This is a genomic window from Mycolicibacterium vulneris, assembly GCF_002104765.1.
Lineage (GTDB): Bacteria > Actinomycetota > Actinomycetes > Mycobacteriales > Mycobacteriaceae > Mycobacterium > Mycobacterium vulneris.
The window spans coordinates 180,115-206,658 of the sequence record NZ_NCXM01000003.1; the positions used below are offsets into that span (position 1 = coordinate 180,115).

The 26,544-nt window shown below is 65.6% G+C and carries 24 protein-coding genes and 1 pseudogene; 13 read left to right on the forward strand and 12 right to left on the reverse strand.

The features are described 5' to 3' along the window. Positions 1-8 precede the first annotated feature (8 nt). The 3 genes and pseudogenes from B8W69_RS04155 to B8W69_RS32175 form a co-directional block, all read right to left on the reverse strand. Positions 9-830 carry a mycofactocin-coupled SDR family oxidoreductase gene (locus B8W69_RS04155; protein WP_085288703.1) on the reverse strand — a complete coding sequence of 274 codons (822 nt, stop codon included), beginning with the start codon at positions 828-830 and terminating at the stop codon, positions 9-11. A 419-nt stretch (positions 831-1,249) separates the two neighbouring features. Continuing rightward, positions 1,250-2,782, reverse strand: a complete 1,533-nt coding sequence (locus tag B8W69_RS04160; RefSeq protein ID WP_165762552.1) for an AMP-binding protein — start codon at positions 2,780-2,782, stop codon at positions 1,250-1,252. A 555-nt stretch (positions 2,783-3,337) separates the two neighbouring features. After that, positions 3,338-3,598, reverse strand: a pseudogene (locus tag B8W69_RS32175) (TetR/AcrR family transcriptional regulator); the annotation flags it as partial. A 199-nt stretch (positions 3,599-3,797) separates the two neighbouring features. On the opposite strand from B8W69_RS32175, the gene B8W69_RS04165 reads away from it, so the two are divergent. Then, complete coding sequence (locus tag B8W69_RS04165; protein ID WP_081293487.1) at positions 3,798-4,220, forward strand: nuclear transport factor 2 family protein; 423 nt, start codon at positions 3,798-3,800, stop codon at positions 4,218-4,220. An 8-nt stretch (positions 4,221-4,228) separates the two neighbouring features. Here the strand turns inward: B8W69_RS04165 and B8W69_RS04170 are convergent, their stop codons facing one another. Then, a complete protein-coding gene (locus B8W69_RS04170; protein ID WP_062886290.1) occupies positions 4,229-5,452 on the reverse strand; it encodes an acyl-CoA dehydrogenase family protein in 1,224 nt (407 codons plus the stop codon). 93 nt (positions 5,453-5,545) lie between these two features. Between B8W69_RS04170 and B8W69_RS04175 the strand changes: the two genes are divergently transcribed. Next, positions 5,546-6,670, forward strand: a complete 1,125-nt coding sequence (locus tag B8W69_RS04175) for an acyl-CoA dehydrogenase family protein (RefSeq protein WP_085288705.1) — start codon at positions 5,546-5,548, stop codon at positions 6,668-6,670. Between the two features lie 44 nt (positions 6,671-6,714). On the opposite strand, the gene B8W69_RS04180 is transcribed toward B8W69_RS04175, so the two are convergent. Then, entirely contained in the window at positions 6,715-7,470 is a 756-nt protein-coding gene (locus tag B8W69_RS04180) for a FadR/GntR family transcriptional regulator (RefSeq protein WP_085288706.1), read from the reverse strand. Positions 7,471-7,682: 212 nt separating this feature from the next. On the opposite strand from B8W69_RS04180, the gene B8W69_RS04185 reads away from it, so the two are divergent. The 6 genes from B8W69_RS04185 to B8W69_RS04210 all read left to right on the forward strand — a co-directional run bounded on the left by B8W69_RS04185 (position 7,683) and on the right by B8W69_RS04210 (position 13,506). Further along, positions 7,683-8,135, forward strand: coding sequence for a MaoC family dehydratase (locus B8W69_RS04185; protein WP_076221269.1), 453 nt, complete (start codon positions 7,683-7,685; stop codon positions 8,133-8,135). A gap of 91 nt (positions 8,136-8,226) precedes the next feature. Continuing rightward, the gene (locus tag B8W69_RS04190) at positions 8,227-9,810 is read left to right on the forward strand and encodes a class I adenylate-forming enzyme family protein (protein WP_245843104.1); all 1,584 of its coding nucleotides are present in this window, start codon (positions 8,227-8,229) and stop codon (positions 9,808-9,810) included. After that, on the forward strand, positions 9,807-10,568 hold the full coding sequence (locus B8W69_RS04195) for an SDR family NAD(P)-dependent oxidoreductase (RefSeq protein ID WP_085288707.1): 762 nt from the start codon (positions 9,807-9,809) through the stop codon (positions 10,566-10,568). Before B8W69_RS04190 ends, B8W69_RS04195 begins: the two co-directional genes overlap by 4 nt. Before the next feature lie 7 nt (positions 10,569-10,575). Then, positions 10,576-11,706 carry an acyl-CoA dehydrogenase family protein gene (locus B8W69_RS04200; RefSeq protein ID WP_085288708.1) on the forward strand — a complete coding sequence of 377 codons (1,131 nt, stop codon included), beginning with the start codon at positions 10,576-10,578 and terminating at the stop codon, positions 11,704-11,706. Next, the gene (locus B8W69_RS04205) at positions 11,703-12,740 is read left to right on the forward strand and encodes an acyl-CoA dehydrogenase family protein (protein ID WP_085288709.1); all 1,038 of its coding nucleotides are present in this window, start codon (positions 11,703-11,705) and stop codon (positions 12,738-12,740) included. Before B8W69_RS04200 ends, B8W69_RS04205 begins: the two co-directional genes overlap by 4 nt. Position 12,741: 1 nt before the next feature. Continuing rightward, positions 12,742-13,506: an enoyl-CoA hydratase/isomerase family protein gene (locus B8W69_RS04210; protein ID WP_085288710.1), complete on the forward strand. Its 765-nt coding sequence runs from the start codon at positions 12,742-12,744 to the stop codon at positions 13,504-13,506. A 284-nt stretch (positions 13,507-13,790) separates the two neighbouring features. Here the strand turns inward: B8W69_RS04210 and B8W69_RS04215 are convergent, their stop codons facing one another. From B8W69_RS04215 to B8W69_RS04240, 6 genes are read right to left on the reverse strand one after another with little or no spacing between them, the layout of a single operon-like run. Further along, positions 13,791-14,015: a hypothetical protein gene (locus B8W69_RS04215; protein WP_085288711.1), complete on the reverse strand. Its 225-nt coding sequence runs from the start codon at positions 14,013-14,015 to the stop codon at positions 13,791-13,793. A 15-nt stretch (positions 14,016-14,030) separates the two neighbouring features. Next, positions 14,031-15,155, reverse strand: a complete 1,125-nt coding sequence (locus B8W69_RS04220) for an acyl-CoA dehydrogenase family protein (RefSeq protein ID WP_085288712.1) — start codon at positions 15,153-15,155, stop codon at positions 14,031-14,033. Further along, positions 15,152-16,441, reverse strand: a complete 1,290-nt coding sequence (locus tag B8W69_RS04225; RefSeq protein WP_085288713.1) for an acyl-CoA dehydrogenase family protein — start codon at positions 16,439-16,441, stop codon at positions 15,152-15,154. The genes B8W69_RS04220 and B8W69_RS04225 overlap by 4 nt, the downstream gene beginning before the upstream one ends. After that, on the reverse strand, positions 16,438-17,445 hold the full coding sequence (locus tag B8W69_RS04230; protein WP_220084543.1) for an acyl-CoA dehydrogenase family protein: 1,008 nt from the start codon (positions 17,443-17,445) through the stop codon (positions 16,438-16,440). Before B8W69_RS04230 ends, B8W69_RS04225 begins: the two co-directional genes overlap by 4 nt. Then, complete coding sequence (locus B8W69_RS04235; protein WP_085288714.1) at positions 17,442-18,623, reverse strand: acyl-CoA dehydrogenase family protein; 1,182 nt, start codon at positions 18,621-18,623, stop codon at positions 17,442-17,444. Before B8W69_RS04235 ends, B8W69_RS04230 begins: the two co-directional genes overlap by 4 nt. Then, on the reverse strand, positions 18,620-19,426 hold the full coding sequence (locus tag B8W69_RS04240; RefSeq protein WP_062886280.1) for an enoyl-CoA hydratase/isomerase family protein: 807 nt from the start codon (positions 19,424-19,426) through the stop codon (positions 18,620-18,622). Before B8W69_RS04240 ends, B8W69_RS04235 begins: the two co-directional genes overlap by 4 nt. Positions 19,427-19,701: 275 nt before the next feature. Between B8W69_RS04240 and B8W69_RS04245 the strand changes: the two genes are divergently transcribed. The 4 genes from B8W69_RS04245 to B8W69_RS04260 all read left to right on the forward strand — a co-directional run bounded on the left by B8W69_RS04245 (position 19,702) and on the right by B8W69_RS04260 (position 23,246). After that, on the forward strand, positions 19,702-20,874 hold the full coding sequence (locus tag B8W69_RS04245; protein WP_062886295.1) for an amidohydrolase family protein: 1,173 nt from the start codon (positions 19,702-19,704) through the stop codon (positions 20,872-20,874). A gap of 114 nt (positions 20,875-20,988) precedes the next feature. Further along, positions 20,989-21,684 (forward strand): SDR family oxidoreductase, encoded by a 696-nt coding sequence (locus B8W69_RS04250; RefSeq protein WP_165762546.1) that lies wholly within the window; start codon positions 20,989-20,991, stop codon positions 21,682-21,684. Between the two features lie 138 nt (positions 21,685-21,822). Then, entirely contained in the window at positions 21,823-22,590 is a 768-nt protein-coding gene (locus tag B8W69_RS04255) for a CoA transferase subunit A (RefSeq protein WP_062886278.1), read from the forward strand. Then, a complete protein-coding gene (locus tag B8W69_RS04260; RefSeq protein ID WP_062886277.1) occupies positions 22,587-23,246 on the forward strand; it encodes a 3-oxoacid CoA-transferase subunit B in 660 nt (219 codons plus the stop codon). Before B8W69_RS04255 ends, B8W69_RS04260 begins: the two co-directional genes overlap by 4 nt. A 97-nt stretch (positions 23,247-23,343) precedes the next feature. Here the strand turns inward: B8W69_RS04260 and B8W69_RS04265 are convergent, their stop codons facing one another. Further along, the gene (locus B8W69_RS04265) at positions 23,344-24,579 is read right to left on the reverse strand and encodes a cytochrome P450 (protein ID WP_085288811.1); all 1,236 of its coding nucleotides are present in this window, start codon (positions 24,577-24,579) and stop codon (positions 23,344-23,346) included. A gap of 290 nt (positions 24,580-24,869) precedes the next feature. On the opposite strand from B8W69_RS04265, the gene B8W69_RS04270 reads away from it, so the two are divergent. Then, entirely contained in the window at positions 24,870-26,327 is a 1,458-nt protein-coding gene (locus tag B8W69_RS04270; RefSeq protein WP_165762547.1) for an MmgE/PrpD family protein, read from the forward strand. Positions 26,328-26,544: the final 217 nt, after the last annotated feature.

The window sequence follows — 26,544 nt, forward strand, 5'->3', positions numbered from 1 at the left end:
ACGCGCTACTACATGGCGGTGTATCCGGCGTCGACGGGCAGGCACACCCCGGTGATGTAGCGGGCGTGGTCGCTGGCCAGCCACACCACTGCGTTGGTGACGTCCTGTGCCTCGATGAACGGGACCGGAAGCAGGTTGGTGGCCAGCTTCGCCGCCGACGGATGCTCGGTAAACACTTGCGCCATGTGCTCGTTGACCACCATTGGAGTGAAGACCCCGGTCGGGTGCACCGTGTTGACCCGAATGCTGTGCTCGGCGTAAGAGGTAGCCGCCACCCTCATCAGGCCGACGACACCATGCTTTGACGCGGCGTAGGCGAAGGCTGCCGCGCTGCCGTCCCCACCTCGGCCCACCAGTCCCTGCGTCGAACTGGTCAGGATGATGGAGCCGCCGCGTCCTTTTCGGATCATCGAGGGCACTGAGGCTACCAGGGTGTTCCAGACCCCGAACAGGTTCGTCTCCACGATGTCTCGGTAGAGGCCCTGGTCGGTGGGGTCGGTCTTGCCCGTGGCCACCACGCCGGCGTTGGCGACCACGATGTCGATGTCCCCGAGTTCGGTGATTCCGGTCTCGGCAGCCGCTCGCAGGTCGACTAGGTCGCGGACATCTACCACCGACGTGTGAATCCGCCTGCCCCGATCACGGACGAGTTGCGCGGTCTGCTCCAGATCGTCGCGGCTGGAAAAGGAGTAGGGGATGGAATCCATATCGGCGGCGCGGTCGACCGCGATGATGTCGGCGCCTTGCTCGGCCATCGCTACCGCGTGGCTGCGGCCTTGCCCACGCGCAGCACCGGTGATCAGTGCGACTTTGTTGTCGAGCAGTCCCATGTGTGCCCCTGTCCTAGTGTTCCGGCAGCGCGGTAGTGGCGGAGGGATCGAGTGCGCGGGCCCGCCTGGCCGCGCCCGGGAAGTCTATCTGACAGTGATGTGTCAATATTTTGTTCGCCAATGACAGAACGGCGGGCTCCGCATCGGTCAGGTTGCGGTGACCGGCGGACCCTGAACCAGGGATGTATTTCCTTGTGACAGTGCTATTGCCAACCCTCTGTTAGGCCACTGCGATACCTGTGCTCACGCCTCGAATCACGTGCGTTATCCGATGAAGTGGCACGGGACTGGCATATTTTGTCCCATCCCGGTCGCGAGCTGCCGCCGGATTTCGGGGAAGGACCTTGACCGCAGTTCCGCATCACCGCCGATGCCATCGTCGTGCACCTTCACGCACGGCCTTGGGGCGGGCGGCGCTGCTACGAGTGGGCGACGATGTCGCGGATACGTTTCTTGTCGATTTTGCCGCTGGGCAGTGCGGGCAGTTCGTCGACGATGGCCAGCCGGCGCGGCACTTTGTACCGGGCCAGGGTGTCGCGCAGGAAGTGCTGGATGCGATCCAGGGTCAGCTGCGCGCCGGGTCGCAGCACCACGACCGCGGTGACGGCTTCACCCCACCGGGGATCCGGTGTTCCGACGACCGCGCAGTCCGCGACCTCGTCGAGGCCGCGCAGCGCGAGCTCGACCTCTGGGGAGTACACGTTTTCCCCACCGCTGATGATCACGTCCTTCTTCCGGTCGACCAGATAGAGCAGCCCGTTTTTGTCGATGCGCCCGATATCGCCGGTGTGACACCATCCGTCGCGCAACGTCGCCAGCGTGGCGGCCTGGTCGTTCCAGTAGCCGCGAAACAGTGAGTCCGACTGAACGATGATCTCGCCCGGCTGGCCGGCGGGAACGTCGAGGCCGTCATCGTCGACGATGCGTATCGACACACCGGGAAAGGGGAATCCGACCGATCCGAGTCGGTGTGCCGCTGTGGGGTTGTCGAGGGTGTGCAGTTCCCGTGGTAGTCCCGACACGATGGCTTCGGTTTGCCCGTAGAGGTTGGTGAACCCGGCGTTGGGCATGGTCGTCAGCGCTTGGCGCAGGGTGTGCGGCGACATCGGCGCGGCGGAATAGACGACGGTGCGCACAGCGCCGAGGGCCTCGTGGGCGCCGGGTTCGTCCAGCAGGGCTTGGAGCATCACCGGGGCCAGATGCAGCAGGGTGATGCGTTCGGATGTAACCAACCGGAGGGCTTCTGCGGTGTCGAAATGTGCTTGGAGGACTGCGGTTCCGCCGCGAGCGTGCAGGGCGCTGATGATGGCCAAGGCGCCGAAGTGGAACATCGGCATGTTGATCAGCCCGCGGTCGTCGGAGCCGGTGCGCATCTCGACGTTGGCCGCGAAAGCGATTCGGCGCAGTTCGCGGTGTCCGAGCATGCAGCACTTCGAAGGACCCGTGGTGCCGCTGGTGAATAGCAGGCACGCAATGTCGTCGGGTCGTGCGGCGAACGGCAGCGCATCGGCGACACCCTGCGCAATGAAGGCGTCGAGCCGCGTCATTCCCGGCGGAGGGGACGTACCGAGGCAGACGATCTGCCGAACCCCGCTCAGCTGGGGCGCGAGTTTGCCCACGGTGGAAGCGAACTCGTCGTCGCAAAATATGATGGACGGCGTGACCCTGCGCAGGGCATCGAGGATTTCGGGTGCGGACAGCCGAAAGTTGATCGTTGCCATCATGATTCCGCTGAGCTGGGTGGCGGCCAACAACTCGCCGTATTCGATGCTGTTGCGACCGAGCACGGCGATGCGGTCTTGGCGGCGCAGTCCGCTCTGGGCCATCGCCGACGCCAACTTCACGCCGCGGTCACGCAACTGGCGATGGCTGATGACACGGGATCCGAGGCGGTAGGCCGCGACGTCAGGGAAGCGTTCGGCGTTGTCGATGACGATGTCACCCATCGTCATCGCCGCACCGCCGCCGGGGCGCGCAACAGTGGCCGATGCCCGTCGCGGCGGGGTGGTCGTGCCGTTATGCGGGGGTACCGGGGCAGTGTGGGGAGGTTGCGGCCGCGGCGTCTCCTCGGCGGGTCGCGTTGATTGAGTCGTGAGTGAGTCGTTGAGGATCGCCATGATCATGCCGGCGACGGTGGTGACCATGTCGTCGTCCTCCACCGGCAGGCCTTCCGGTCGCACGAAGTACCACGCGCGGTCCAGCAGGGCCAGCACCGCTAGCCCCAGAGTGTCGGTCGACGGAGTCGGCGATGATCGGCGTGCCTGCAGCGCGAGCCCCAGCGGGGCGGCCACGTGCATCTCCATCCGACGCGCGCCCTCCCGGAACGTGTCGCTGCTCGACGACCAACTGCTCGAGGACAGGACGAAAGCGCCGTGGACGTCCATGTAGGCGAAGTAGGCGCCCACCCATGACTTCACGTCATCCAGCGTCGGATGAGCGCCGAGCGTCTCCCACCCTCTGACCACGGTCTGGGCGTCGTGGTAGGCATTCTGACCAAGTGCGGCAAACACCTCGGCCTTGTCCTTGAAGTAGGTGTAAAAGCCGGCGCGGGAGATCCCGCACTTCTCGGTGATGTCGTTGATGCGGGTACCGGCGTAGCCGCGACTGAGGAACAGGCTGCGGGCCGCCTCCAATATTGAGTCCCGCGTCTGCATCGCGCGAGGACTCAATGGGATGTCGTTGTGCTGTTGGTCCACAGTCCCGTCGCGGTTTGGTAAGGCCCGTATCGTCGCCTGATGATACTGCACAAGGGCGGGCGACCTGGTCATGCAGATCGCTGAATCCGCGCCGTCGCACGGTATCGACGCAGTTCAAGACGCATTTACGAACTTGGCATTGTTGTCAACAATACTTGGCGTTTGCGTCAAGTAGCGCTAGGGTCGGGCCATGAGAAGCGGGTGTCACCCGCGTGGCGCCGCCGTGCACCTCGATCCGGTCGTGTGCCGTCGACACAATTAGGAGACCACTATGGCTGACGTCGTTGCCGATACGAGCCGAGCGGAGATGGTGGCGGCTCTGCTGCGTGACTTCTCCGGTGGTGACTTCGACACCGCGATGACGTTGTTCGCCGAGGAGATCGAGGTGCGGCTGCCGTTCCAGGATGAGCGCACCGGTTTTTGGTCTCACGTCAGGGGCAAGCGCGGTGTTCGGCAACTCTTCGAGGGGGTGGCCAAGCTGTTCGATCCGCACCCGCTACACCTCGACGAGGTGTTTTCCGCCACCGACGACAGGACTGTCGTGGCCCGCTATCACGGTGATTTCGTGGCCCGCGACACCGGAAAGCCCTACCAGAACACCTACATCGCCGTGTTCGAGTTCGACGGCCGCCTGATCAGGTCATGGACGGAATTTCACAACCCGATGGTGCTGGCCGAGGCGTTACGCCCCTAGATCAGCGCTCACCCTGCGCGCGCCTCGCGGGGCAACCCCAGGATCCGCTCGGCGATGATGTTGCGTTGAATCTCCGACGTGCCTGCGTAGATGGTGCCGGCCATCGCGTTGCACAGATGCACCGACAACCACGAGCTGGAATCGTTTGGCGCGCCGGCGTCATCGGCACGGAACCACCGCATGGGCATGTCACCGTCCCACGCCAGGGCATCCGTGCCCAGGATGTCGACGGCCAACCGCGTAGTGCTCTGGTGATACTCGCTCCAGTAGAGCTTGGCGACGGACGCCTCGGGCCCCAGCGACCCGTCGCGCATGTAGGCCGACAGGATCTTGTCGCCCAGCGCTTTCATCACCGCGACACCGAGATAGGCGCGTCCGAGCCGCTCACGGGTCACCGGTTGCCGGTCAGCGCCGCGATCCTTGGCCAGCGCGAAGACGCGTTCGAGTTCATGGGCGAACAGAATCGGGTTGACCGCCGCTTCCTCGCCCCGTTCGTGGCTGAGCAGCGAATTGGCAACCGCCCAGCCGTTGTTGACCTCCCCGACGACCAGACCGGCCTCGGTCCGGGCGTCATTGAGAAAGACCTCGCAAAAGTCTTCGGTGTTGTTGAGCATCGTGATCGGCCGGACGTCGACACCAGGCTGGTCCATCGGCATCAGCAGCATGCTGATGCCCTTGGACTTCGGCGCGTCCGGGTCGGTGCGGGCCAACAGGAACATCCAGTTGGCGTTTGTCGCGTTCGAGGTCCAGATCTTCTGGCCGTCGATGTGCCACTGGTCGCCTTCGCGTCGGGCACGGGTTCGCAGACCCGCGAGGTCTGAACCGGCCTCGGGCTCGGAGTAGCCCTGGCACCAGATGTCCTCGCCGCTGATGATGCGGGGCAGGAACCGCAGCTTCTGTTCGTGAGTTCCCCAGGCCGCCAACGTGTTCCCGAGCAGCTTCATCGACAGCGTGTCGCCCGGGCTGCCCACCGGCACCCTGGCGCGGGAGAACTCTTCGACCACCACCAGGTGGTCCAGTTTGGTCAGGCCCCGCCCGCCGTAGGCCACCGGCCACGTCACGCCGAGCATTCCGGCGTGCGCGCACAGGCGGCGCCACCGGTCGACGAACTCACGGCGCTGCGGCCCGGGCAGCGCGCCGGGACCCGACCAGTCGGCGGGGAGGTTGGCTCGAAGAAACGCCCTGACCTCATCACGGAACCCGGGCGTCTCGGCTGGTCCTGTCGCGGTCACAAGGCCACCCCCGGGCAATTGCCAAGAATCATATAGAGGATACTAATGTATTCGAAATCGAACTAATATGGTGCTTTGACTGGAGGGGGCCGAATGCCGTTGCTGACCGATGACGACCGGATGGAGTTCCGGATCTGGGTCCGCGACGGCCTGCAGCAGCACGCGCCATTGGCCCGGACGCGACAACTGGCCGAGTCGGGTCGCCGCGACGACCCGATTCTGTGCGGGAGCCTCGCGGAATTGGGGGTGTTCGGACTGGCGACGCCCGAGGAGTACGGCGGCGGTGACGTCGGTGCGGCAGGGTTGGCCATTTTCCTGATGGAGGCCGGCCGGTGCCTGTTGCCCGCGCCGTATCTGTCGACCGCCGTGCTGGCGCCGACAGCGATCCGGTGGGCCGGCGCCGAGGAACACTTCGCCGATCTACTCAAAGGCATCGTTCAGGGACAGGCGCGGGTGGCGCTGGCGTTGAGCCCGTTGGATGGCGCCGCGCCCCGCGCCACGCATGATGGACACACTTGGCGGGTCAGCGGCGCCGAACCGGCCGTGCTGGAAGCTGATGTGGCGGATTGGCTGATCGTGGCCGCCGAAACCGATACCGGGCCTGGGCTATTCGTGGTCGACGGGCACGACGCCGGGGTGTGCATCGAGGCGCTTCGCTCCGTCGATGCGACCCGGCCGGTTGCGGCTGTCACCTTCGACGCTGTACCGGCAGTCGCGCTGGGTGAGGTGGATGCCGCGGCGGCGCTGCGAGCCCGGCTGCAGGACCTCATTCGCTTGGCGATAGCCGCCGATGCGGTCGGGGGTGCTCAACGGCTGCTGGACATGTCGGTGGACTACGCCAAGACGCGGGTTCAGTTCGGCCGACCGATCGGCTCCTTTCAGGCGATCAAGCACCGCTGCGCCGACCTGTTCGTGGCGGTGCAGGCCGCCACCGCCGCGGTGGAGGCGGCGTTCGACCACCTCGATCAGCCACAGCCGATCCCGGTGTCGGCGGCGGTGGCCGCGGTCTGCGCGCACGAGGCGAACTGGCAGGCGGTCCGGACCGCCATGCAAATCCATGGTGGGCTCGCCTTGACGTGGGAGCACGAGGTGCAGCTCTATTTGAAACGCGCGACGGCATCCCAGCACCTGTTGGGCAATCCCGACCGGGAGCTGGCCCGGCTCACCGATCTGGTGCTCGCCGAGGGCTACGACGTGGCCCAAGAGATCATCGGATGAACCCCCGTCCAACGACCGTCACCTCAGAGGTGTACGCCGTCGGGTCAGCCGAGCATCTCCACCACCGTTTTGGCCAACGGGCGGGCGGTGTAGTGGTGCTCGATCTCGTCGAGGTGCTTGTTCCACAATTCAATCGCGGCATCGGTGTCGCGGCGTTCGATCAGCGTCACAAAATAAGCGTGCGTGCGATGCACTTCGCCGTACTCAACGCCCAACTCACCGGGCGCCAGCGCCTCGACGTAGCGGGTCCGCGCCGGCAGCAAGAGGTGGTACAGCACCTCCACGGTGGTGCGGACCGTCTCGTTGCCGGCGAGTTCGGCGACCAGCAGGTGAAAGTTGATGTCGTGGCGGGCATACTCGGCCGGGTTCGCGATGTGCGGTGTCGCCTCGGTGATCGCCTGGCTGAGCCGGGATACGTTCTGGCGACGTTTGTCTCGCGCGACCGCCTCGCCCAAGGGCCGTTCCAGCGCGCTACGCGCACGGTAGACATCAGCCATCGTGGTGCCGCGATATTGCAGCAGATATCCCAGATGACGCGCTGCCATGACGCCGTCGGGGGGCTTGACGCGTGCGCCGCCCAGGGCGCCGCGCCGCACGACGATCAACGCCTCGGACTCCAGGATGCGGAACGCTTCGCGCAGGGTGGGCCGGCTGACGTCGAACTGCTCCATCAATACGGCTTCGGCCGGCAGCAGCGCATCGGCCGGAAGTTCACCGGTGATGATCTGTCCGCGCAGACTGGCGGCGACCAGCTCGGCGGCCTTGGGAACCCGGACGGCACCAAAGGACGCTGCCGTCATCGTTTCCCCCTCCCGTGCGCTCTAGGTGTCGACATCGCGGCACCGGCGAGCGGTACCGCTCATCGTGTAGAACATTTTAATCCTCCAACTGTTTTATGGGATGGAGGCGCCCGGTGCACGTTCGGACCGTCACGGCCGCGCCGCCGCGCGTCCAATGACTGCACCCGCGCTGCGACATCGGTAACCCACATCAATTCAACGAAGGATGGATCGTGCGAAAGATAGAAGGCCCAGACGAATTGCGCGCACTGGTCGGCCAGGAGATCGGTGTCAGCGGCTGGAAGGCGGTGGATCAGGACCGCATCAACCTGTTCGCCGACGCCACCGACGACCACCAATGGATCCATGTCGACCCTGAGAAGGCCGCCCAGGGGCCCTTCGGGGCGCCGATCGCCCATGGATACCTCACCTTGTCGCTGCTGCCTCCGCTGATGAACGACGTCTTCGAAGTGGCCAACAAGCGCATGGGGATCAACTACGGCCTCAACAAGGTCCGCTTCCCCGCTCCCCTGCCGGTCGATTCCCGGGTGCGTGTTCGGCTCGGTATCGCCGCCGTGGACGACGTGCCGGACGGCGTCCAGGTGGTGTGGCTGGCCACGGTGGAGCGCGAGGGCGGTGACAAACCGGTCTGCGTCGCCGAGTCCATCACCCGCCTCTACTTCTGACGTGGCAGCGACGTTCGCGAACGGGAATGGACTGTGCTCAACGACAATGCTGGTGAGCGCTCAGCGCCGCGGTCGAGGGTGCGACAATGACGTGTCCGCGGACGCATTGATGTGCGCCGGGCACAATTCCGGGGCCGCTGACAGCGCGGAAGATCTTGCAGCCGTGCTACATCGCCGGCTCCGCGCCTACGGGTCGGCGCCCGTCATCGAGTTCGGCGGCACGTGGTTGCGCGGCGACGATCTCACCGGCTCCGTCGACGCCATCGACTCGCTCATCGGCGCGGCCGGCGTCGGCGAGCGCGACGCCATCGGACTGGTGGTCCGCAACCGACCCCACCACGCCGCCGCCATCGTCGGCCTGTTGGCGCGGCGGCGATCGTTTTCCCAGATCTACGCGTTCCAGTCCCCGGCCGCCATCGCTGCGGACATCGAGGCGCTGCGGCCCGGGATCGTCATCGCCGACCGCGACGACTGGACGGCGCCGGTGATCGCGGCCGCGGCGCGGGTCGGTTCGATCGGCATCGCCGTCCAATCGGCAGCGCCACACGTGGCGCTGCTGCCCGAACTGTCCGCCCGTGGCGAGCGCCGGTACGCCCAAGCGCCCCAAGACCCGGCGATCGGCGTGCTGACCAGCGGGACCACCGGCCCCCCCAAGCGCATCCACCTCCCCACCCCGGTATTGCAGCGTGCGGTGCTCAGCGCGACGGCGCTGTCGCCCGGGAATCCCGACGCTGCACCGGAACTCGTGTTCTGGCCGTTCGCCGGGATCGGCGGGATCGCCCAGCTTGTCGGTGCTATACACAGCGGCAAGCGGCTCGTCCTGCTGGAGAAGTTTACGGTCGATGACTGGGTCAGCGCGATCAAGCGGTACCAGATGCCCTACGTCGGTGTGCAGCCCGCCGTGGTGCGGATGGTGCTGGAGGCGAACGTGCCGCGCGGCGACCTGGCGTCGTTGAAGTTTCTGTTCGGTGGGTCGGGCCCGCTCGAGCCCGAGACCCGCCAGTCCTTCGAGAGCACGTACGGGGTTCCGGTCCTGTGGGCCTACGGGGCCACAGAATTCGCCGGCACCGTGGTCGCGTGGACACCGGCGCTCTACGAGGAATTCGGCCAGGTGAAACCGGCCGCGTCGGGCCGGCCCACCGCCGGCACCGAGGTGCGCGTCGTTGACGTTTCCACCGTCGCGCAGCTGCCCGACGGCCAGCAGGGCCTGCTGGAGGCCAGGGTTGGGGTGGTCAGCCCGGACTGGATCCGGACCACCGACCTCGCCTCGATCGACGCCGACGGCTTTGTCACCGTGCACGGCCGCGCCGACGGCGCGATCAACCGCGGTGGTTTCAAGGTCCTGCCCGAGACGGTTGTCAACGCCCTGTTGTGCCATCCCGCCGTCCGGGACGCGGCCGTCGTTGCAGTGCCCGATCCGCGTCTGGGCGAGATTCCCTTCGCCGTCGCCGAACTCCGCGCCGGCGCAACGGCCCCCGGCGTTGAGGACCTGAAGGCCTATCTGAGGCAACGGGTTCCCGCACATCACATCCCGGTGGACATTCGGATCGTCGAGCGGCTGCCCCGCACCCCGTCGCTGAAGGTGAGCTTGCGCGACGTCAAAGCCATGTACCGCCCCGACTCCGGCAGCCCGCCGCGGTCAGCGTCACACGCACCTACAGGAGGAAACACATGACCAATCCCGCACGACTGGCCGGCCGCGTCGCCGTCGTGACCGGCGCCGGCCAGGGACTGGGCCGGGCGATCGCCATCCGCTACGCCGCCGAAGGCGCACGAGTCGCCGTCGTCGACATCAACGCTGACACCGCGCACGCTGTCGCCGAGGAGATTACCGCCGCAGGCGGCACGGCGGCCGCAATCGCGTGTGATGTGTCCGATCGCGCGGCGGTCGACGACGCGGCAGCGCGCGCCGCCGCCGACTTGGGCCCCATCAATGTGCTGGTGAGCAATGCAGGCCTGACCCGCCCGGCGATGCTGTGGAAGATGACCGACGAGCAATGGTCAACCGTGCTGAATATCCACCTCAACGGAGCCTTTTACTGGCTGCAGGCGGTGGTGCCGGGAATGCAGGAAGCCAAGAAGGGCTCCATCATCTTCACGACCTCCTCAGCCGGGCTCAACGGCACCATCGGACAGATCAACTACGCGTCGGCCAAGGCGGCACTGCTTGGCATGACGCGCTCGGCCGCCCGCGAACTCGCCGGCTACAACATCGTGGTCAACGCCGTCGCCCCGGCCGCGGCCACGCCGATGACCGAAGGGTTGCGCAACAACGACAAGCTCAATGACAACTATTTGCAACGCATTCCGTTGAAGCGGTGGGCCGAACCCGAGGAGATCGCCGGCACCTACGTCTTTCTGGCCTCCGACGAGGCCACCTACATGACCGGACAGGTCTTGGCGATCGACGGCGGACTGGTGATGGTCCGGTGATGACCCGATGAGACTCCAGGCAACCGAACTCAGCACCGACGAACAACGGTTGCGAGACGACGTCCGGGCCTTCCTGGCCGACCGGCTTCCGCCGGGCAGCTATGAGGCCGGCCTAGGGTTCGCCGCCCCCAGCGATCCCGCGTTCTCCCGCGACCTGGGTGCGCAGGGGTGGCTCGGCATGGCGCTGCCGAAGGAGTATGGCGGCGGCGGACGCACCGCCGTGGAACGGCTCATCGTGGTCGAGGAGTTACTGGCCGTCGGAGCGCCGGTGGGCTGGCACTGGGTGGCCGACCGCCAATCCGGTCCCAATATCGCCGCGAACGGCACCGAAGAGCAGAAGCAATATTTCCTGCCGCGCATCGCCAGCGGCCAACTGTCGTTCGCGATTGGCATGAGCGAACCCGACGCCGGGTCGGACCTGGCTGCCGTGCGAACAAGGGCGGTCCAGGTCGACGATGGGTGGCTGCTCAACGGGACCAAGATCTGGACCTCCGGCGCCGCCGAGGCGACCCACCTATTGGGGCTGTTCCGCACCTCCGAGGACCGCTACCGCGGATTGACCCAGTTCATCGTGGACCGCCACGCCGATGGGCTGACCCCGTCGAAGATCACCTTCATCGACGGCACCCGCCACTTCTGCGAGGTCGCGTTCGACGACGTCTTCGTCCCGGACTCCAGGCGCCTGGGCGAGGTGGGTGCCGGCTGGGGACAGAACACCGCCGAACTCGTCCTCGAGCGCGGCGGGGTCGACCGGTGGATGTCGGTGATGCCGGTGCTGGACCACTGGGCCCGCACGCTTCACGGCGCCGCACCCGGTTGGGCGCAGACCGAACTCGGATCCGTCGCAGCGCGTTGCTGGGCGTTCCACGGCCTGTCCCTGTCGATCGCGCGGGCTGTCGACCGCGGCGACTCGCCGACGGTCGAGGCAGCGCTGGCCAAGGAAATGGCCACCCGATTCGAACAGGAGTGCATCGAAATCGTGCTCAGACACTTCGGCCGGACACCGGAACTGACCTCACCGGACCCGTATGAATCCCTGCTCGCCAGAGCAGTGCTGACCGGCCCGTCGTTCACCATCCGCGGCGGCACCACCGAAATCATGCGCAACATCATCGCCAAGGCGCTGATCGCATCATGACCGCACCCCAAGCTGACCCCGAGCTCGTCGGGCTGGTCCGGGACTACTTTTCCCAGACCTTCAGCGCCGATGTCATCGAAGCGGTGGAACGCGACGGCATGACCACCCCCTTGTGGCTCTCGGCAGCCGAACTCGGTTTACCCCTGGTCGGGATCGCCGAGGAGATGGGCGGGTCGGGCGGTTCGTTGCCGGATCTGCTCGCGGTCATGAAGGGCGCGGGCCGTCATGCGGTGCCCCTGCCGCTGGCCGAAACCAGCCTGGCCGGCTGGCTGCTGGCCCGCGCCGGAGCGAAGATACCGGCAGGCCCGCTGACCGTGGTACCTGACTCCAGCGGCTTGTCTCTCGACGGTGGCCAGTTGACCGGCACCGCGGCCCACGTGCCCTGGGTGCGGGGCGCCACCCACGTGGTGGCGGTGCTAGCGACCGGGGTGGTGGTGATTGACGTGGACCGCCTGCAGGTGACTGCGGGGGCGGATCTGTCGGGGATGCCCCGCGACACCATCACGGCGGACGGAACTGATGTCGACGTCTACCCCGCCGAGGTCAGCGCCGACGACGTGCTGCTGCGCGGCGCGCTACTGCGGTCCGCGCAGATATCCGGCGCCATCACCGGGGCGTTCGAACTGACCACGACCTACGTCGGGCAACGTGAACAGTTCGGCCGCCCGATCGGCAAGTTCCAGTCCGTGCAGGCTCACGTCGTCGAACTGGCGCAGCTGACCGCACTGACAGCGCTTTCGGTCGACCGCGCGGGCGCCGCCGCACTGCACGGCTCGGCTTCTTTCGAGATCGTCGCCGCCAAATCGGCGGCCAGCCGCAACGCCGGGCTGGCGGCGCGGGCCGCGCACCAGGCCCACGGCGCCATCGGCATGACACAGGAGTACGCCCTGCAGCTGCTGACCCGACGCCTACATACCTGGCGCGGCGACTTCGGCGACGAGGCATCGATGAACACAAGGCTCGGTGCGGCGATCGCCCGCGCCGGCAACATCACCACGGCCGTCACGGCCGTCGGATCAACGATCGGAGTATGAAGTGGCACAGAACATCAAGGTGAGCACCGCCAGCCACGTCAGCATTATCGAAATCACCCGCCCCCCGGCGAACTACTTCGACCGTCAGCTCATCAATGAGATCGTGGACGCCGCCGCCGAAGTGCACGCCCACGGGACGCGCGTCATCGTGCTGTGCTCAGACGGTAAGCACTTCTGCGCCGGGGCGAACTTCGCCCCGGGCGAGATGGGTGAGGACCGGGCCAGGTTCTCAGAACTGCTGTACCGCGAGGCGGTTCGGCTGTTCGACGTACCGGTGCCGATCATCGCCGCAGTTCAGGGTTCCGCTGTCGGGGGCGGTCTTGGTTTGGCGTGTGCGGCCGACTTTCGGGTCGCTGCACCGTCGAGCCGGTTTCACGCCAACTTCTCAAAGCTGGGGTTTCATCACGGATTCGGACTGAGCGTGACCCTGCCCGGCATCGTCGGCCAGCAACACGCCATGGACCTGCTCTACACCAGCCGGCGCATCGACGGTCAACGGGCCTTCGACATCGGGCTGGTCGACCGGCTCGTGCCCGAGGAGGACATCCGGGACGAGGCGCTGATCTGGGCGGTCGAGATCGCTGACGCCGCACCGCTTGCGGTGCAGTCGATCCGGCAGACCCTGCGTGCACCCCTGGTAAGCCAGGTCCGGGCGGTGCTGGACCGTGAGCTAGCCGAACAACGGACGCTGTGGGCCACCAAGGACAGCAAGATCGGGATCGCCGCCAACCTCGCCCGTGAGAGGCCGGTGTTCACCGGGCAATAGCGGCGCCGGACCGCTTACCTTGTCTCACACGGCGTCTCTTGAATCTCCGCTATCGCCCGGCAACGAGCCAATGGTTGGAACGATTGCGATCTTCTGCTCCGCACGCGTCAGCACGACCGGCCATGACCGTTGTTCGACTGTTGTCGGCAGGTCGAATGACATCCATTTGTTGACAAGTGGCGACTTCGCAAGCGCGGCACAACTGTTGTGGTCGCCAGCTCAGCCGGCCGAATGGGCGGTGTGCGCGTGCCCGGCACCGCTGCTGGGTGCGCCCACGACTCACGTCAGAAGATGTTGCCGGAATACAGTTGTAGAGAGTCGAATACGCTCTCGAACAGTCCGCTACTGAAAACTCCGTGATCGATTGCACCAATCCACGCGTCGAAGTTATTGATGTTGTCGCAGATGTCAACATAGGTGAGGTCGCCATCGGTCGAGGTGGTCGCGTCAGCGATTTGCGTCGGTGTCAACCCCAGGTATTCCACGTGCTGGACGACGATGGCGACCAACGAGTCCAGCAGGATTCAGATGCCGAAGGCATGTAGAACGCGTTCGTGGTAGACGGCGGGGCCGCCGAAGCACAGTTGGGATGCTTTGGCCCGCCGAAAGTACAAGTGCGCGGGGTGTTCCCAGGTGAATCCGATCCCGCCGTGCACCTGGATGTTTTCTGAGGCCACGAACATCAATGCCTCCGAGCAGACCGAATGCGCGACCGCGGCAGCAATTGCCAAAGGCGGTGCGTCCGGGGCACCATCGGCGGCGTCGGCCGCCTCGGCCGCGGCAGCGTCGGCCAGTGAGACCCTGGCCAGCATGTCGGCGCACTTGTGTTTGACGGCCTGAAAGCTGCCGATCGGGCGGCCAAATTGGGTGCGCTCCCGGGCGTAGTTGGTGGCTGCCTCCAGGCAGGCGCGGGCGGCGCCGCACTGCTCGGCGGCCAACGCAGTCGTGGCCAAATCGAGCACCCGCTCGACCACAGACGCGGCCTGACCGGGTTCGCCCACCAGTACCGCCGGGGTGTGGTCGAACGAGAGCGCCGCCTGGTGGCGCGTCATGTCCAGCGTGGTCATCGGCGTCCTGGTCAAATTCGCCGCCTCGGCCTCGACGGCGAACAGGCTCGGGCCGGTCTCGGTGGCGGCCACCACCAGGATCAGGTCGGCGCTCGCACCGTCGACGACGAATATCTTGCTGCCGCTGAGCGTCCAGCGGTTCTCGGCGAGGACGGCCCGGGTGTTGAACGCGTCGGTCCGCCAGAGCCCATCGCTTTCGGCCACCGCGAGGGTCGCGGTGATCTCCCCCGCAGCGATCTGTGGCAGGTACGTCGCGCACACGCCGGCGTCCCCGGCGGCGAGCAACGCCGAACCCGCCAGCACCACCGTCGAGAAGAATGGGGAGGGTAGAAGGGCCCGCCCCATTTCCTCGAGCACCACCCGAAGCTCACGGAACCCGTACCCGTCGCCGCCGTACTCGACCGGCAGGGCCATTGACTGCACACCGAGCTGGCTGGTCAGCAGCGACCACACCAAGGGATCCCAGCCCCGGGCTGACTCCATTGCCGACCGCAGCTGGTGGTCGGTGGATTTGGTGGCGAGGAAGTCGCGGACGCTGCTGCGTAGCTCGGCGAGGTCGTCCTGGCTGATGGTGTCGGTCATCGCGGGTTGTCCTTGCCCGGCGCGGGTTCCTTGGGTAGGCCCAGTACCCGCTCTCCGAGGATGTTCTTCATGATTTCCTCGGTGCCACCGAGGATCCGCAGGGCCGGCACCGACAACAGCAGCTCCGACCAGGCGTAGGTGCCCCACTCGCCGATGTCCGCGCTGATTTTGGGGCCGAGCACCTCAGCGGCGAAATGCGCTGCCCGCGTGAGATTCTGGGCGAACATCAGCTTGGAGACCGATCCCTCGGGGCCGGGATCCTGGCCGGCTTGAAGCCTCCGCAACGCCTGGTGGTTGAGGTACTGGCTGGCGGTCAGATCGGCGAGTAGCTTGGCGAGTTCGCGTCGCAGTGCACCGTCATCGAGGCGGCCGTTGACGTCCATCAGTTTGGTCAGAAAGGGTGGTGAGAGGGCGCGGGTCACCGAGTCGGAGCCCTCACCGCCAACGGTGGCGCGTTCGTTCATCAGGGTGGTCAGCGCGACGCGCCATCCGCCGTGCACCTCGCCGAGGCGGTGATCGTCGGGGACCCGCACGTCGGTGAGGAAGACCTCGTTGAAGTCTGCGCCGCCGGTCATCTGCCGCAGTGGCCGCACCTCGACACCGGGTGCGGACATGTCCACCAGAAACGCGGTGATCCCCTTGTGCTTGGGCGCTTCAGAATCGGTGCGGCACAACGCCATCCCGATCTGCGCGTGCTGGGCGATCGACGTCCAGACTTTTTGACCGTTGAGGACCCATTCCTCACCGTCGGGGACCGCTTTGGTCTGGACGCTGGCCAGGTCGGATCCCGCGGCGGGTTCGCTGAACAGTTGACATGCGATGACCTCGCCGGAGTACATGGCCGGCAGGTAGCGGTCCTTGATGTGGTCGCGGGCGTGCGCCAGGATCGTCGGACCGATCATGCCCAGACCGATGACCGCGAGCACCCCGGTGTCGGGGACGTCGTACTGCGCTTCGATGCCGTCGTAGACCAGATCGTGGACGGCGGTCAACCCCGCGCCGCCATATTCGCGGGGGCCTGTGATCCAGCCGAATCCGGCGTCGTAGCGCTGGCGCTGCCAGGCGCGGGCCGCCGCCACGTTGGCGTGATCGATCTCGGGCGGGTCGCTGCTGAAGTATGCGATCCGGTCAGGTCCGGAACCCCATTCCACCGTTGCAACTTCGTCAGGACGGCGTTGGGCGCTGCTCTGCAGGAACTGTCGCGCCGCCTCGGCGAACGAAGCCAGATCCGCTGCGGCATTCGGCGCCGTCGCCCCACCCGACTTTGGGGTCGTTGATGCGGTCATAACAACTCGAACGCCGAATCGGTCTCCTGGCCGTCGAGCACCGCACTGCCGATCACTTCGGTCAGCGCCTGGTGTCCCCCGAGCAGCGCATCCAGCGCCGCGGCCCGTTCCACGTAGCGGTGGATGTCGCTTTCCCTGGTCAGGCCGATCGCGCCGAACACCTGAACGGCATGGCGCATCAGGACGGCCTGGGCCTGACCGGCGCGGGCTTTGGCGACGATCGCCGCCCACGGGTCGCCGTCGTTGCCGGCGACCGCGTAGGCGTTGTCGAGTACCGACCGAGCGCCGGCCATGGCGACGTACGCTTCGGCGAGGCGGTGGCGGACCGCTTGAAACGAGCCGATAGGCCTGCCGAACTGGACCCGCGCGCTCGCGTGCGCGAGCACCAATTCCAGCGCGGCCTCACACACTCCGAGGATCTCGGCCGCGAGCGCACGCCGTCCTGCCGCCACGGCACGATCCCAGGTCTTTCCGGCTGGGACCGCGCCGGTGCCCGCCGGGTACGACCCGGCCACCGTCCGCCAGTCCAGGTCGCTGTCAAAGCCCCGGATCGGGCTCTGCGACACCGTGAATTCGTCGGTTCGCACCACAAGGTACGCGACCGCGCCGCCGTCGAGTGTCACCGGGATCACGGCGTCCTGTGCATCGCCGAGGGGACCCAGGACCAACCCGCGCAGCGGCTCGTCGCGGGACAAACTGACCAACCCATCCACCGGATGCGGATAGATGACGGCCCGATGCTGGCCACCGGCCACCGCAGCTGGCATCTCGGTGAGCACCACGTCGTCGAGCGCGCGCGAGGTGGCCAGTGCCCGACCGTGTTCGCCGAACAGCGTCATGAGTGCAAAGGCGGGGTCCTCGGCCAGAACGTCGGCCCACCCCAAATTCGCCAGCAACGGTGCCAAGTCCTGCCCGGCGCGGCGCCGACTGAACATCTCACGCAGGGATTTGGTGATCTCGGCTCGGGTCGCAGCGTCGAAACCCGTTTCCGTGTGGACGTTCACGCGGTGGTCTCCTTGGGCAGTCCCAGCACCCGGTCGGCGATGATGCCGCGCTGCACCTCCGCGGAGCCACCCATGATCGTCGAGGCCCTGCTGTACCACCAGTCGTCACGCCAATGCGCGGCTGCAGGTCCGTCTCCGAACAGGAACTCGCAAGGCATCAGGTCGCGGGCCAGGTCGTGTAGCGCGGTCTCCGCGGTCGCCAACAGAATCTTGTCGACGCTGGCCTCGGGCCCCACGGCTTCACCTGCGGCAAGCCGGCGCACGGTTTGCGCGCTGCGCGCTTTGAGGGTGACGATGTCGGCGTAACACTGGCCGAGCCGGCGCACACCGCCGTCGGGCAGTTCGGCCAGGGTGTCCCGCAGGTCCCGCAGCTTGCGTGCAGCGACCGTCGCGCTCAGCCACGCGTACATCGCCCGCTCGAACTGCAACAAGAACATCGCGACCTGCCAACCCTGCCCCTCGGCCCCGACCAGCCGTGACGCGGGCACCACGACGTCGTCGAAGAACACCTCCGACAACTCGTTTTGGCCGCTGGCCAACGTGATCGGGCGGATGGAAATCCCCGGGGTATCGGTGTCGATCATGATCATCGTCAGCCCGCGGTGGCGACTCTCCAGGGTGCCGGTCCGCAGCAGAGCGATCAGGCGGCGGGCCGTAACCCCGTGGCTGGTCCAGATCTTCTGGCCGGAAACGACGTAGGTGTCACCGTCTCGACGCGCGCGGCAGCGCAGTCCGGCGAGGTCACTGCCGGCGTCGGGCTCGGAGAACGACTGCGACCACCACTCCTCGCCTGCCAGGTAGGCCCGCAGGTATTCGGCCGCCAAGTCGGGGGCGAAATGCAACACAGCCGGCCCCAGCACCTCGAGCAGCATCTGTTGCTCGGGCACGTCGACTCCGGCGGCGCTGAGTTCGTCGTAGAGCACGGCGCGGTGTCGCTCGTCGCCACCGAAACCGCCGGCCGCCTGCGGCCAGCCGTACCTACTCCAGCCACTGGCAAAGAGCTGCGCCATCAGCGCCGCGTGCTCGGCCATGTGATCTTCGGTCGTGGGATAGTGGGTGCCGCGCCACCGCTGCAGTGCCGGCTCGCCGCGGACGTAGCTGCGCACCGCCTGCCGGTAGGCCCACAGGTCGTCGGTGAAGATCTGCTGCTCGGTAACACTCGGCGAACCGGTCGTCATGAGGGCGACTCTGCTTTGGCTGCCCTGGCTTTCGCGCGCTCCAAGAAGTTGGTGATCAGCGCCTGATGTTCCACGGTTTCGAAGGAGTCGAACTCCTCGGACAGCGCGTACTCCAGCACACCCGCGACGGCGCGCTTGATGTGCATGTTCAACGCCCGCTTGGTGCTCTGCACGGCTTGGGGCGGCAGAGTGGCGATCCGCTGTGCGACCGCCAGCGCCTCCTCCAACAGGTCAGTATCAGGCACCACTCGGTTGGCCAGACCGAGCGCCACCGCCTGCTCGGCGGGTATCCGCTCGCTGGTGAGCAGATACTCCTTGGCGCGCAGCATGCTCATCAGCAACGGCCACGTCGGCGCTCCGCCATCGGCGGCGGTCAGACCGACACTGACATGCGGGTCGGAAATATAGGCACTTTCCGCGATGAGCACGATGTCGCTGAGCACCGCCAGATTGCAGCCCAATCCGACCGCCGGACCATTGACCGCGGCCACCACCGGCAACGGAAAGTCAACCATCTCCGTCAGCAGACGCCGGGCACCGTCGATCTCGCGGCGGCGCCGCGGCCGGTCACCCCATAACTCCACGAAATGCTCGAAGTCTCCGCCGGCACTGAAGGCGCGACCCGCCCCGGTCAGCACGACCGCACGGGCTTCGCCGTCTTGGGCAAGGTGACCCCACACCGACTGCAAGGCGCTGTGCAGCGCCTCGTTTGTGGCGTTTAACGCCTCCGGCCGGTTCAAGGTGACGACACGGACCGCGCCGCGCGACTCGATCAGCAACTCGGGCTCGAAAGGATTCTGCATTGACTCCCCATCACTCGCGCATCGCGCACCCCGGCACAGCATCTGGCGGCGCCTCTCCCGCATCGTAACCCATTCGTTGACGAGTTTGTCAACCAGTGTTGGCACCTCTGCCGCCACCTTGAATCCGGTCGCTGTAATGCCAGCTCAGTGCCCTAGATCAGCTTCTTGACGGTTTTGTCAATTCGCTCTACCCTCAGCCAGACAACGTCTAACTCGAGGTGGAATCAAGCGTGGACAACTTCCCCAACGCCCCAATTTTCGATGCCGATCAGCACATGTACGAGACACCCGACGCGCTGACCAAGCACCTGCCCGAACGGTTCCGCAAGGCGGTGCAGTTCGTCCAGATCGGGCGGCACACCCGAATCTCCATCTTGGACAAGATCACCGACTTCATCCCCAACCCCACCTTTGACCGCGTCGCGGCCCCCGGAGCCCATGAGAAGTTTTACGCCGGAAACAACCCCGAGGGACTGAGCCTGCGGGAGATGACCGGAGAACCGATCGACTCGATCCCCGCCTTCCGCAACCCCGCCGCCCGGATCGACATGATGAACGCCCACGGCGTGGACGAAGCACTGGTCTACCCGACGCTGGCTAACCTCGTCGAGCACTCGGCCGCCGAGGACCCCGAACTCGTCGTTGCGATCATCCACGCCCTCAACCAGTGGATGCTCGAAACCTGGGGCTACACCTACGACAACCGGCTCTACATGACCCCGGTCATCACCGCAGCCCTCGTCGACGACGCGCGCCGCGAGCTGGCGTACGTCCTGGAAAACGGGGCCAAAGCGGTGCTGATGAAACCAGCACCAGTGAAGGGCTACCGAGGTTGGCGCTCGCCGGCTCTCCCCGAATTCGACCCGTTCTGGAGCGACGTCGAGCAAGCAGGCATACCCGTGGTGCTGCACGCCAGCCAACCCCCACTGGACAGCTACATCAAGCGGTGGGAACCGGCAGGCTCGGGCAGCTTCTTCGAAATGGGCGCCTTCCGCTGGATAGTGCTGGGCCACCGCGAAATCGCCGACATGCTGACCAGTCTCATCTGCCACGGCACCTTGACCCGCTTCCCGAAACTGCGGATCGCCAGCGTCGAGAACGGCAGCGCATGGATCCGCCAGCTGTTCGAGGACTTCGAGAGCATGTACGCCAAGATGCCCCAAGCCTTCGAAGAACACCCCCTGGAGGTGTTCCGCCGCAACATCTGGGTCAGTCCCTTCTGGGAGGGCTCCGTTGAAGACGTCGTCACCCGCGTCGGCTGGGACAGAGTGCTCTTTGGCTCCGATTACCCCCACCCCGAAGGGCTCGCCGAACCCAAGGACTACTACAGATACGCCGAAGGCATGGACGAACAGCGCACCCGAGACTTCATGGGAGACAATGCACGCCGACTCCTCGGCATCCCCATCCGCAACCCGCAACCCACCCGCACCCTCACAACCGCCTGATGTAAGTGGGCAAGTTGGTCGCCTCCTACAAGGGCTGGAACCTGCACGGGCCAATCTCCAATCCTTGTCGTGGTTGACCCTCAACGGCAGCAACCCAGAAACGGAGACGTCACAGTGAAGCAGGTACTCGTTATCGGCGCGGCGGGAGATGTCGGACGGGGGGTGGCGGGCGCACTCGCGGCGACCGGCTGGCAAGTACTCGGCGCCGGACGTTCAGCGGAAAAGCTCCGCGACCTTAGTGACGAGGTCCGCCGACTGACTCCGGATGCTCAACTGACCACCCTTGTTGGCGATTTGGCGACCGAAACTAGTACCCGAGGCCTAGCCGACGACGCCCGCGCCGACCAACTCGACGCCGTGGTGACCACGATCGGCGCACCGTGGCCGGCGAGACCCCTCACACAGTGCACCTTCGACGACATCGCTGAGTACTTTGATCGCTACTTGCGGTTACATTTCAATGCCGCGAAAGTGTTCCTGCCGCTGCTGAAGTCGAATGCGGTGTACCTGGCGGTCGGTGGAGGAATGGCCGATGCCGTGTTTCCCAATTTGGTGCCGCTATCGATGACCCAGGCGGCCCAACGATCCCTGATACGAGGCTTCGCCAAGGAATCCCGCGGATCCGGCGTGCATATCCGGGAGCTGATGATCGCCTCCCACGTCAACGGCCGATCGACGCGCGACGTCGCCGAGCCAGACTGGCTGACCGATCAGGAAATCGGATCCCGCGCGTTGGAAATCGTCTCTGACATCGATGCGTTTCCCGGAACAATCGTCACCATCTCCCCGCAAAATCGTGTGGCTCCCTAAGGAAAATCAGCTACACGCGCAACGCCAATGACCCGGTTGTCGAAATCGTTCCGCGACCCCACAGGAGCGGCGATCAGCGCGGGATTCACCGCTTAACCGGTTCGACGAGTGGACTCGATGCGCGCGAAAGGGATTCTCATGAGATCGAAGGTGTACAGCTCGGCCGCCGAGGCCGTCGTGGACATCACCGACGGTGCCACCCTGGCCGTCGGAGGATTCGGCCTGTGCGGCATCCCAGACCGGCTGATCGAGGCGATCGCGCAGTCCTCCGCGACCAACCTCGAGGTCTTCTCCAACAACTGCGGGGTCGACGGTGTTGGGCTGGGCGTCCTGCTCTGCCTCGGCCGGATCCGACGCGTCACCGCCTCCTACGTCGGCGAGAACAAAGAGTTCGCCCGCCAATACCTCGCCGGCGAACTCGAAGTCGAATTGACCCCGCAGGGCACCCTGGCCGAACGCCTGCGAGCCGGTGGTGCGGGCATCCCCGCGTTCTTCACGCCGGCAGGTGTGGGCAGCCCCGTATCCGACGGCGGGCTCCCCTGGCGCTACGCCGAGGACGGATCGGTCGCGGTCGCCTCACCCCCCAAGGAGGTTCGCGAGTTCGCCGGCAAGCGCTATGTCCTGGAGGAGTCGATCAACGCCGACTTCGCGCTCGTGCACGCCCTGCGCGGTGACACCGACGGCAACCTCGTCTTCAACAAGACGGCGATGAACTTCAACCCACTGGCCGCGATGGCCGGACGCATCACCATCGCCCAAGTCGAAGAGCTGGTGGCACCAGGTGAGATCGACCCGGCCGCAGTGCATCTGGCCGGCGTCTTCGTCCAGCGCATCGTGCACACCGGACCACAGCACAAAAAGATCGAGAAACGCACCGTGCGCGGGCCGCAAGGACCGGCCCAATGACCGACTCGACCCCCACCGGGTGGAACCGCAACGAGATGGCCGCCCGCGCCGCGGCGGAAATGGTCGACGGCGAGTACGTCAACCTCGGTATCGGTCTACCCACGCTCATTCCAGGCCACCTCAGCGGCGACGTCAACGTCACCCTGCACTCCGAGAACGGCATCCTGGGGACCGGCCCGTATCCAGAACAGGACGACGTCGACCCCGATCTGATCAACGCGGGCAAAGAGACCGTGACGGTCAATCCCGGTGCAGCGTATTTCGATTCAGCGCTCTCATTCGGGATGATCCGCGGCGGCCACATCGACACCGCGGTGCTCGGCGGCATGCAAGTGTCCAAAAACGGCGACCTGGCCAACTGGATGGTGCCCGGCAAGATGGTCAAAGGCATGGGCGGGGCGATGGACCTGGTTCACGGTGCAGCCCGGGTCATCGTCGTCATGGAGCACACCGACCGAGCGGGCAACCCGAAAATCGTCGAGACCTGCACCCTGCCGCTCACCGGTCAAGGCGTCGTCAATCGCATCATCACCAACCTCTGCGTCATCGACGTACCCGGCGACGGCACCCTGGTGCTGCGCGAACTGGCGCCCGGCGTCACCGAGACCGACGTCATCGCCGCAACCGGCGCCGACCTCGTCATCGACATCACCTAACGCGCCGCTGTCAAATCAGCCGAGACGCTCAACGACATCCGCAACGCCTGCGTCTGGGCGACCTGGGGCCACCCGGGCAAAGGCATTGCGGTCAAGCCTAGTTCGTGTCACCAACGCGCGGCCCCGGCGTGAACCTCACCGGCAGCTCCCGAACGGCGAAAACCTCCCCTGCGTCCTCAAACATCTTCGCCTCGCCCGCCAGTTCGAAGTCAGGCAACCGCTGCAGCACCTGCGTCGTCATGACCTCGAACATCATCTTGGCGTAGTGCGAGCCCAAACACCGGTGCATACCCACCCCGAACGCCATGTGCTTCTTGGCATTCGGCCGGGACAGGTCCAGGTCATCGGGGTTGGCGAACATCACCGGGTCCCGGTTGGCGGCCGCCCACATCAGGATCGCACGATCACCCTGGCATAGCGGCTGGCCGAAGAACTCGGCATCACGGGAGACCGTGCGCGCCAGGCCCAGAGTCGGCGTGTACAACCGCAGTAGCTCGTCGACGGATTTCTTCACCAGGTCCGGGTCGGCGATGAACTGCTGCCGCAATTCGGTGTCCGTGCACAGCCGCAACAGCACGTTGCCGGTGAAGCCGCTGGTAGTATCCATGCCGCCCAACATCATCAGCACCGTGTACATGGTGACCTGGGTATCGTCGAGCGGCTTGCCATCGACGGTGCCACGCAGGATGTCGCTGAACAGGTCGTCACCAAGGCCCTCGGCGCGCCGTTGCTCCATGTGAGTGACGATCTCGCCGAACATCTCCATGCCAGCCACCCCGGCCTTCTCCGGGTCATGGGCGCGATCATGCACCATCGAGTGCACCCAACGCACCCACTTCGAGTGCCGCGATTCGTCAAACTTCAACAGTCGCAGGATCAGTCGCGCCGGCAGCGGCGTCGTCAACTCACCGACGAGATCGGCGTGGCCACGCACGATGAAGGCGTCTATCGCCTCATTGGTCATCTCGATGGCAGCGTCGCGGAACCGCTCGGCGGACCCCGGAGAAAACCTTTTGAGAGTAACGTCGCGCAGCTTCTGGGTTTCCGGGGGGTCAGACTCGATCGGCAGGATCGGAAGGGGTAACTCGCTAGCAGGCACTGCGATCGAGGGGTAGGAATTGAACAGATCGTCGTTTCTGGCGGCCTCGAAAACCGAGGCATAGTCCACCAGCGCCCAGAAACCCTCATAGTGGTAGGAATGCGCGACCGGGCAACCCGACTCGCGCATCTCGCGAAACCTGCCGTGCGGATCCTCGCGAAACCCGGGCGAGTGGTGATCAAGGTCCACCTCGGCGCGCCAGCGTGGCTCGGACTCGGCTTTCGTGTCGGTCATCGGCATGAGTCCCATCGTTGGGCGATCTGCAAACGTCTGGCGGCACCGTCTCGCTGCATGCTAGCTTACCTCTTGACAGTTTTGTCAACTTCCTAAAGTGGCGTCCGACCGGCTGCGAACAATATCGCATCGTTGCAGCTGATCGACGCTAGCGATGCTTGTTGACGTGGTTGTCAAATGGTTTTCGGGGGCACGCCTGCGGACGTCTATATTCAGGTGACCGCAGCTCACACAGTTGAGCCACACCACCCGCGATTGCTTTAAAAGCCAACAAGAGGAGCTGGGACATCGTGGCCGATGAAAGCACCGCTACAGCTCAGCTCATCGATCTGATTCACGACGTTCATTTCAATGATTTACCGGCCCAGGTTGTCCACGACACCAAGCGTCTCATTGCCGACACGGTGGGGTGCGCCCTCGGCGCTCGCCAGCACGCGGCGGCGCAGATGGCCGTGGAGGTTGCGGCTGAGATGGGCGGCCCGGGCGTGGGTGGCCCAGCCACGGTGGTAGGCACCAGGGTGACGGCGGCTCCCGCCGTGGCTGCCGCGGCCAACATGTATCTGGGGAACTACCTCGACGCCGATGACACCTACCTGAGTTTCAGCCACCCGGGGGTGGCGGCTGTCTTCCCTGGCCTGGCATTCGCGGAAAGCTCGGAATTATCGGGTGAAGCGCTGATCGCGGCAGTAGCCCTTGGATATGAAGTCGGTTGCCGGGTCGGCGGAGCGTTAGAGTTCATGCGTGTGACAGCAACTGGTGACATCGAGGCGGTACCGGGATGTCTGGGCTGGTACGGCTTCATCGTCGCCGGCGCGGTCGGCAAGCTGTTGGACTTCGCACCCGACCAATACAACAACGCCTTCGGACTCGCGGGCTGGACAGCGCCGATCGAGACCGGACAATTCTTCGCGCCAGTCCTGCGACCCGGCAAGCACATGCTGAAGTACTCGCCCGTCAGCTCGATGGGCATCAACGGAGTGATGGCCGCGCAGCTCGCGCGCAAAGGTTTCGTAGGCGAACAGAACATCTTTGACGCCCCGGAAGAATTCTGGCGCGCGTTCGGGACCGTGGGCCTCAACCGGCAGCGCCTGCTCGACGGACTCGGGGAGACATGGCAGGTGTCACGAACCTCATTCAAACCCTACTCGGCATGCCGCTACGGCCATCCCGCAATATCCTTGTTCACCAGACTTATTCAGCGTCACGACCTCAAGCCCGACGATATCGATCGGGTCGTCGTTCGCACCTTCGAACGCGGCGTGGACTGGCTCGGACCCACCTACGCCCCCCAGACACCGTCGGATGTACAGTTCAGCATCCCGATGGCGCTGGGCGCTGCCGCTCACGGGTCCGACCTCGGGCCCTCCTGGCAGGACAACGAGAGCATCCACGACCCGCGATACCTCGCGTTCGCACGCAAGGTCGTCGTCGAAGGCCACCCCGACAGTGGCAAAGCCATCTTCGAGCAGATGCTGGCCGCAGGCCGCTTCACTCGCATCCCCAACGAGGTCGAGATCAGCGCCCGCGGAGAGCAATTCAGCGAAAGCTGCGAGTACGTATGGGGCGACCCGTGGTCGAACGACACCAGGATGACCGATGACCAGGTCAAGGACAAGTACCGCATCTACGCAGAAGCAGCCCTCTCGGCCGCCCAGGTCGAACAGTCACTCGACGTGTTGTTCACCCTCGAGGGCGTCACCAACGTAGCGAAGGAACTGGCGCCGCTGCTGCAGCAGGAGATCGCGTAAGCCCAACAAGCTAACCACTTTGGCGTTTTTGTCCGGCCACCTGACCGCTGGTAGAGACAACTGTCTAGTCCGTCGACTCCTTCGCGCCGGCTTTTCACAGTCCTTCGTTGCTTGCACAGCAACTGCCGATCGCACCGATAATGCGTGCATTTCTGCCGGGATCGCCTCACTCCAGTTAACTTCCGAAGAACCGGTAGGGTCTGCTCGATCGAGCGGC

Bases quoted from the DNA above. Each gene is read 5' to 3' on its own strand.
- B8W69_RS04155 (WP_085288703.1), bottom strand. From the start codon at position 830: ATGGGACTGCTCGACAACAAAGTCGCACTGATCACCGGTGCTGCGCGT.
- B8W69_RS04160 (WP_165762552.1), bottom strand. From the start codon at position 2,782: ATGACGATGGGTGACATCGTCATCGACAACGCCGAACGCTTCCCTGAC.
- B8W69_RS04165 (WP_081293487.1), top strand. From the start codon at position 3,798: ATGGCTGACGTCGTTGCCGATACGAGCCGAGCGGAGATGGTGGCGGCT.
- B8W69_RS04175 (WP_085288705.1), top strand. From the start codon at position 5,546: ATGCCGTTGCTGACCGATGACGACCGGATGGAGTTCCGGATCTGGGTC.
- B8W69_RS04180 (WP_085288706.1), bottom strand. From the start codon at position 7,470: ATGACGGCAGCGTCCTTTGGTGCCGTCCGGGTTCCCAAGGCCGCCGAG.
- B8W69_RS04195 (WP_085288707.1), top strand. From the start codon at position 9,807: ATGACCAATCCCGCACGACTGGCCGGCCGCGTCGCCGTCGTGACCGGC.
- B8W69_RS04200 (WP_085288708.1), top strand. From the start codon at position 10,576: ATGAGACTCCAGGCAACCGAACTCAGCACCGACGAACAACGGTTGCGA.
- B8W69_RS04205 (WP_085288709.1), top strand. From the start codon at position 11,703: ATGACCGCACCCCAAGCTGACCCCGAGCTCGTCGGGCTGGTCCGGGAC.
- B8W69_RS04220 (WP_085288712.1), bottom strand. From the start codon at position 15,155: ATGACCGACACCATCAGCCAGGACGACCTCGCCGAGCTACGCAGCAGC.
- B8W69_RS04225 (WP_085288713.1), bottom strand. From the start codon at position 16,441: ATGACCGCATCAACGACCCCAAAGTCGGGTGGGGCGACGGCGCCGAAT.
- B8W69_RS04235 (WP_085288714.1), bottom strand. From the start codon at position 18,623: ATGACGACCGGTTCGCCGAGTGTTACCGAGCAGCAGATCTTCACCGAC.
- B8W69_RS04240 (WP_062886280.1), bottom strand. From the start codon at position 19,426: ATGCAGAATCCTTTCGAGCCCGAGTTGCTGATCGAGTCGCGCGGCGCG.
- B8W69_RS04245 (WP_062886295.1), top strand. From the start codon at position 19,702: ATGTACGAGACACCCGACGCGCTGACCAAGCACCTGCCCGAACGGTTC.
- B8W69_RS04255 (WP_062886278.1), top strand. From the start codon at position 21,823: ATGAGATCGAAGGTGTACAGCTCGGCCGCCGAGGCCGTCGTGGACATC.
- B8W69_RS04260 (WP_062886277.1), top strand. From the start codon at position 22,587: ATGACCGACTCGACCCCCACCGGGTGGAACCGCAACGAGATGGCCGCC.
- B8W69_RS04265 (WP_085288811.1), bottom strand. From the start codon at position 24,579: ATGACCGACACGAAAGCCGAGTCCGAGCCACGCTGGCGCGCCGAGGTG.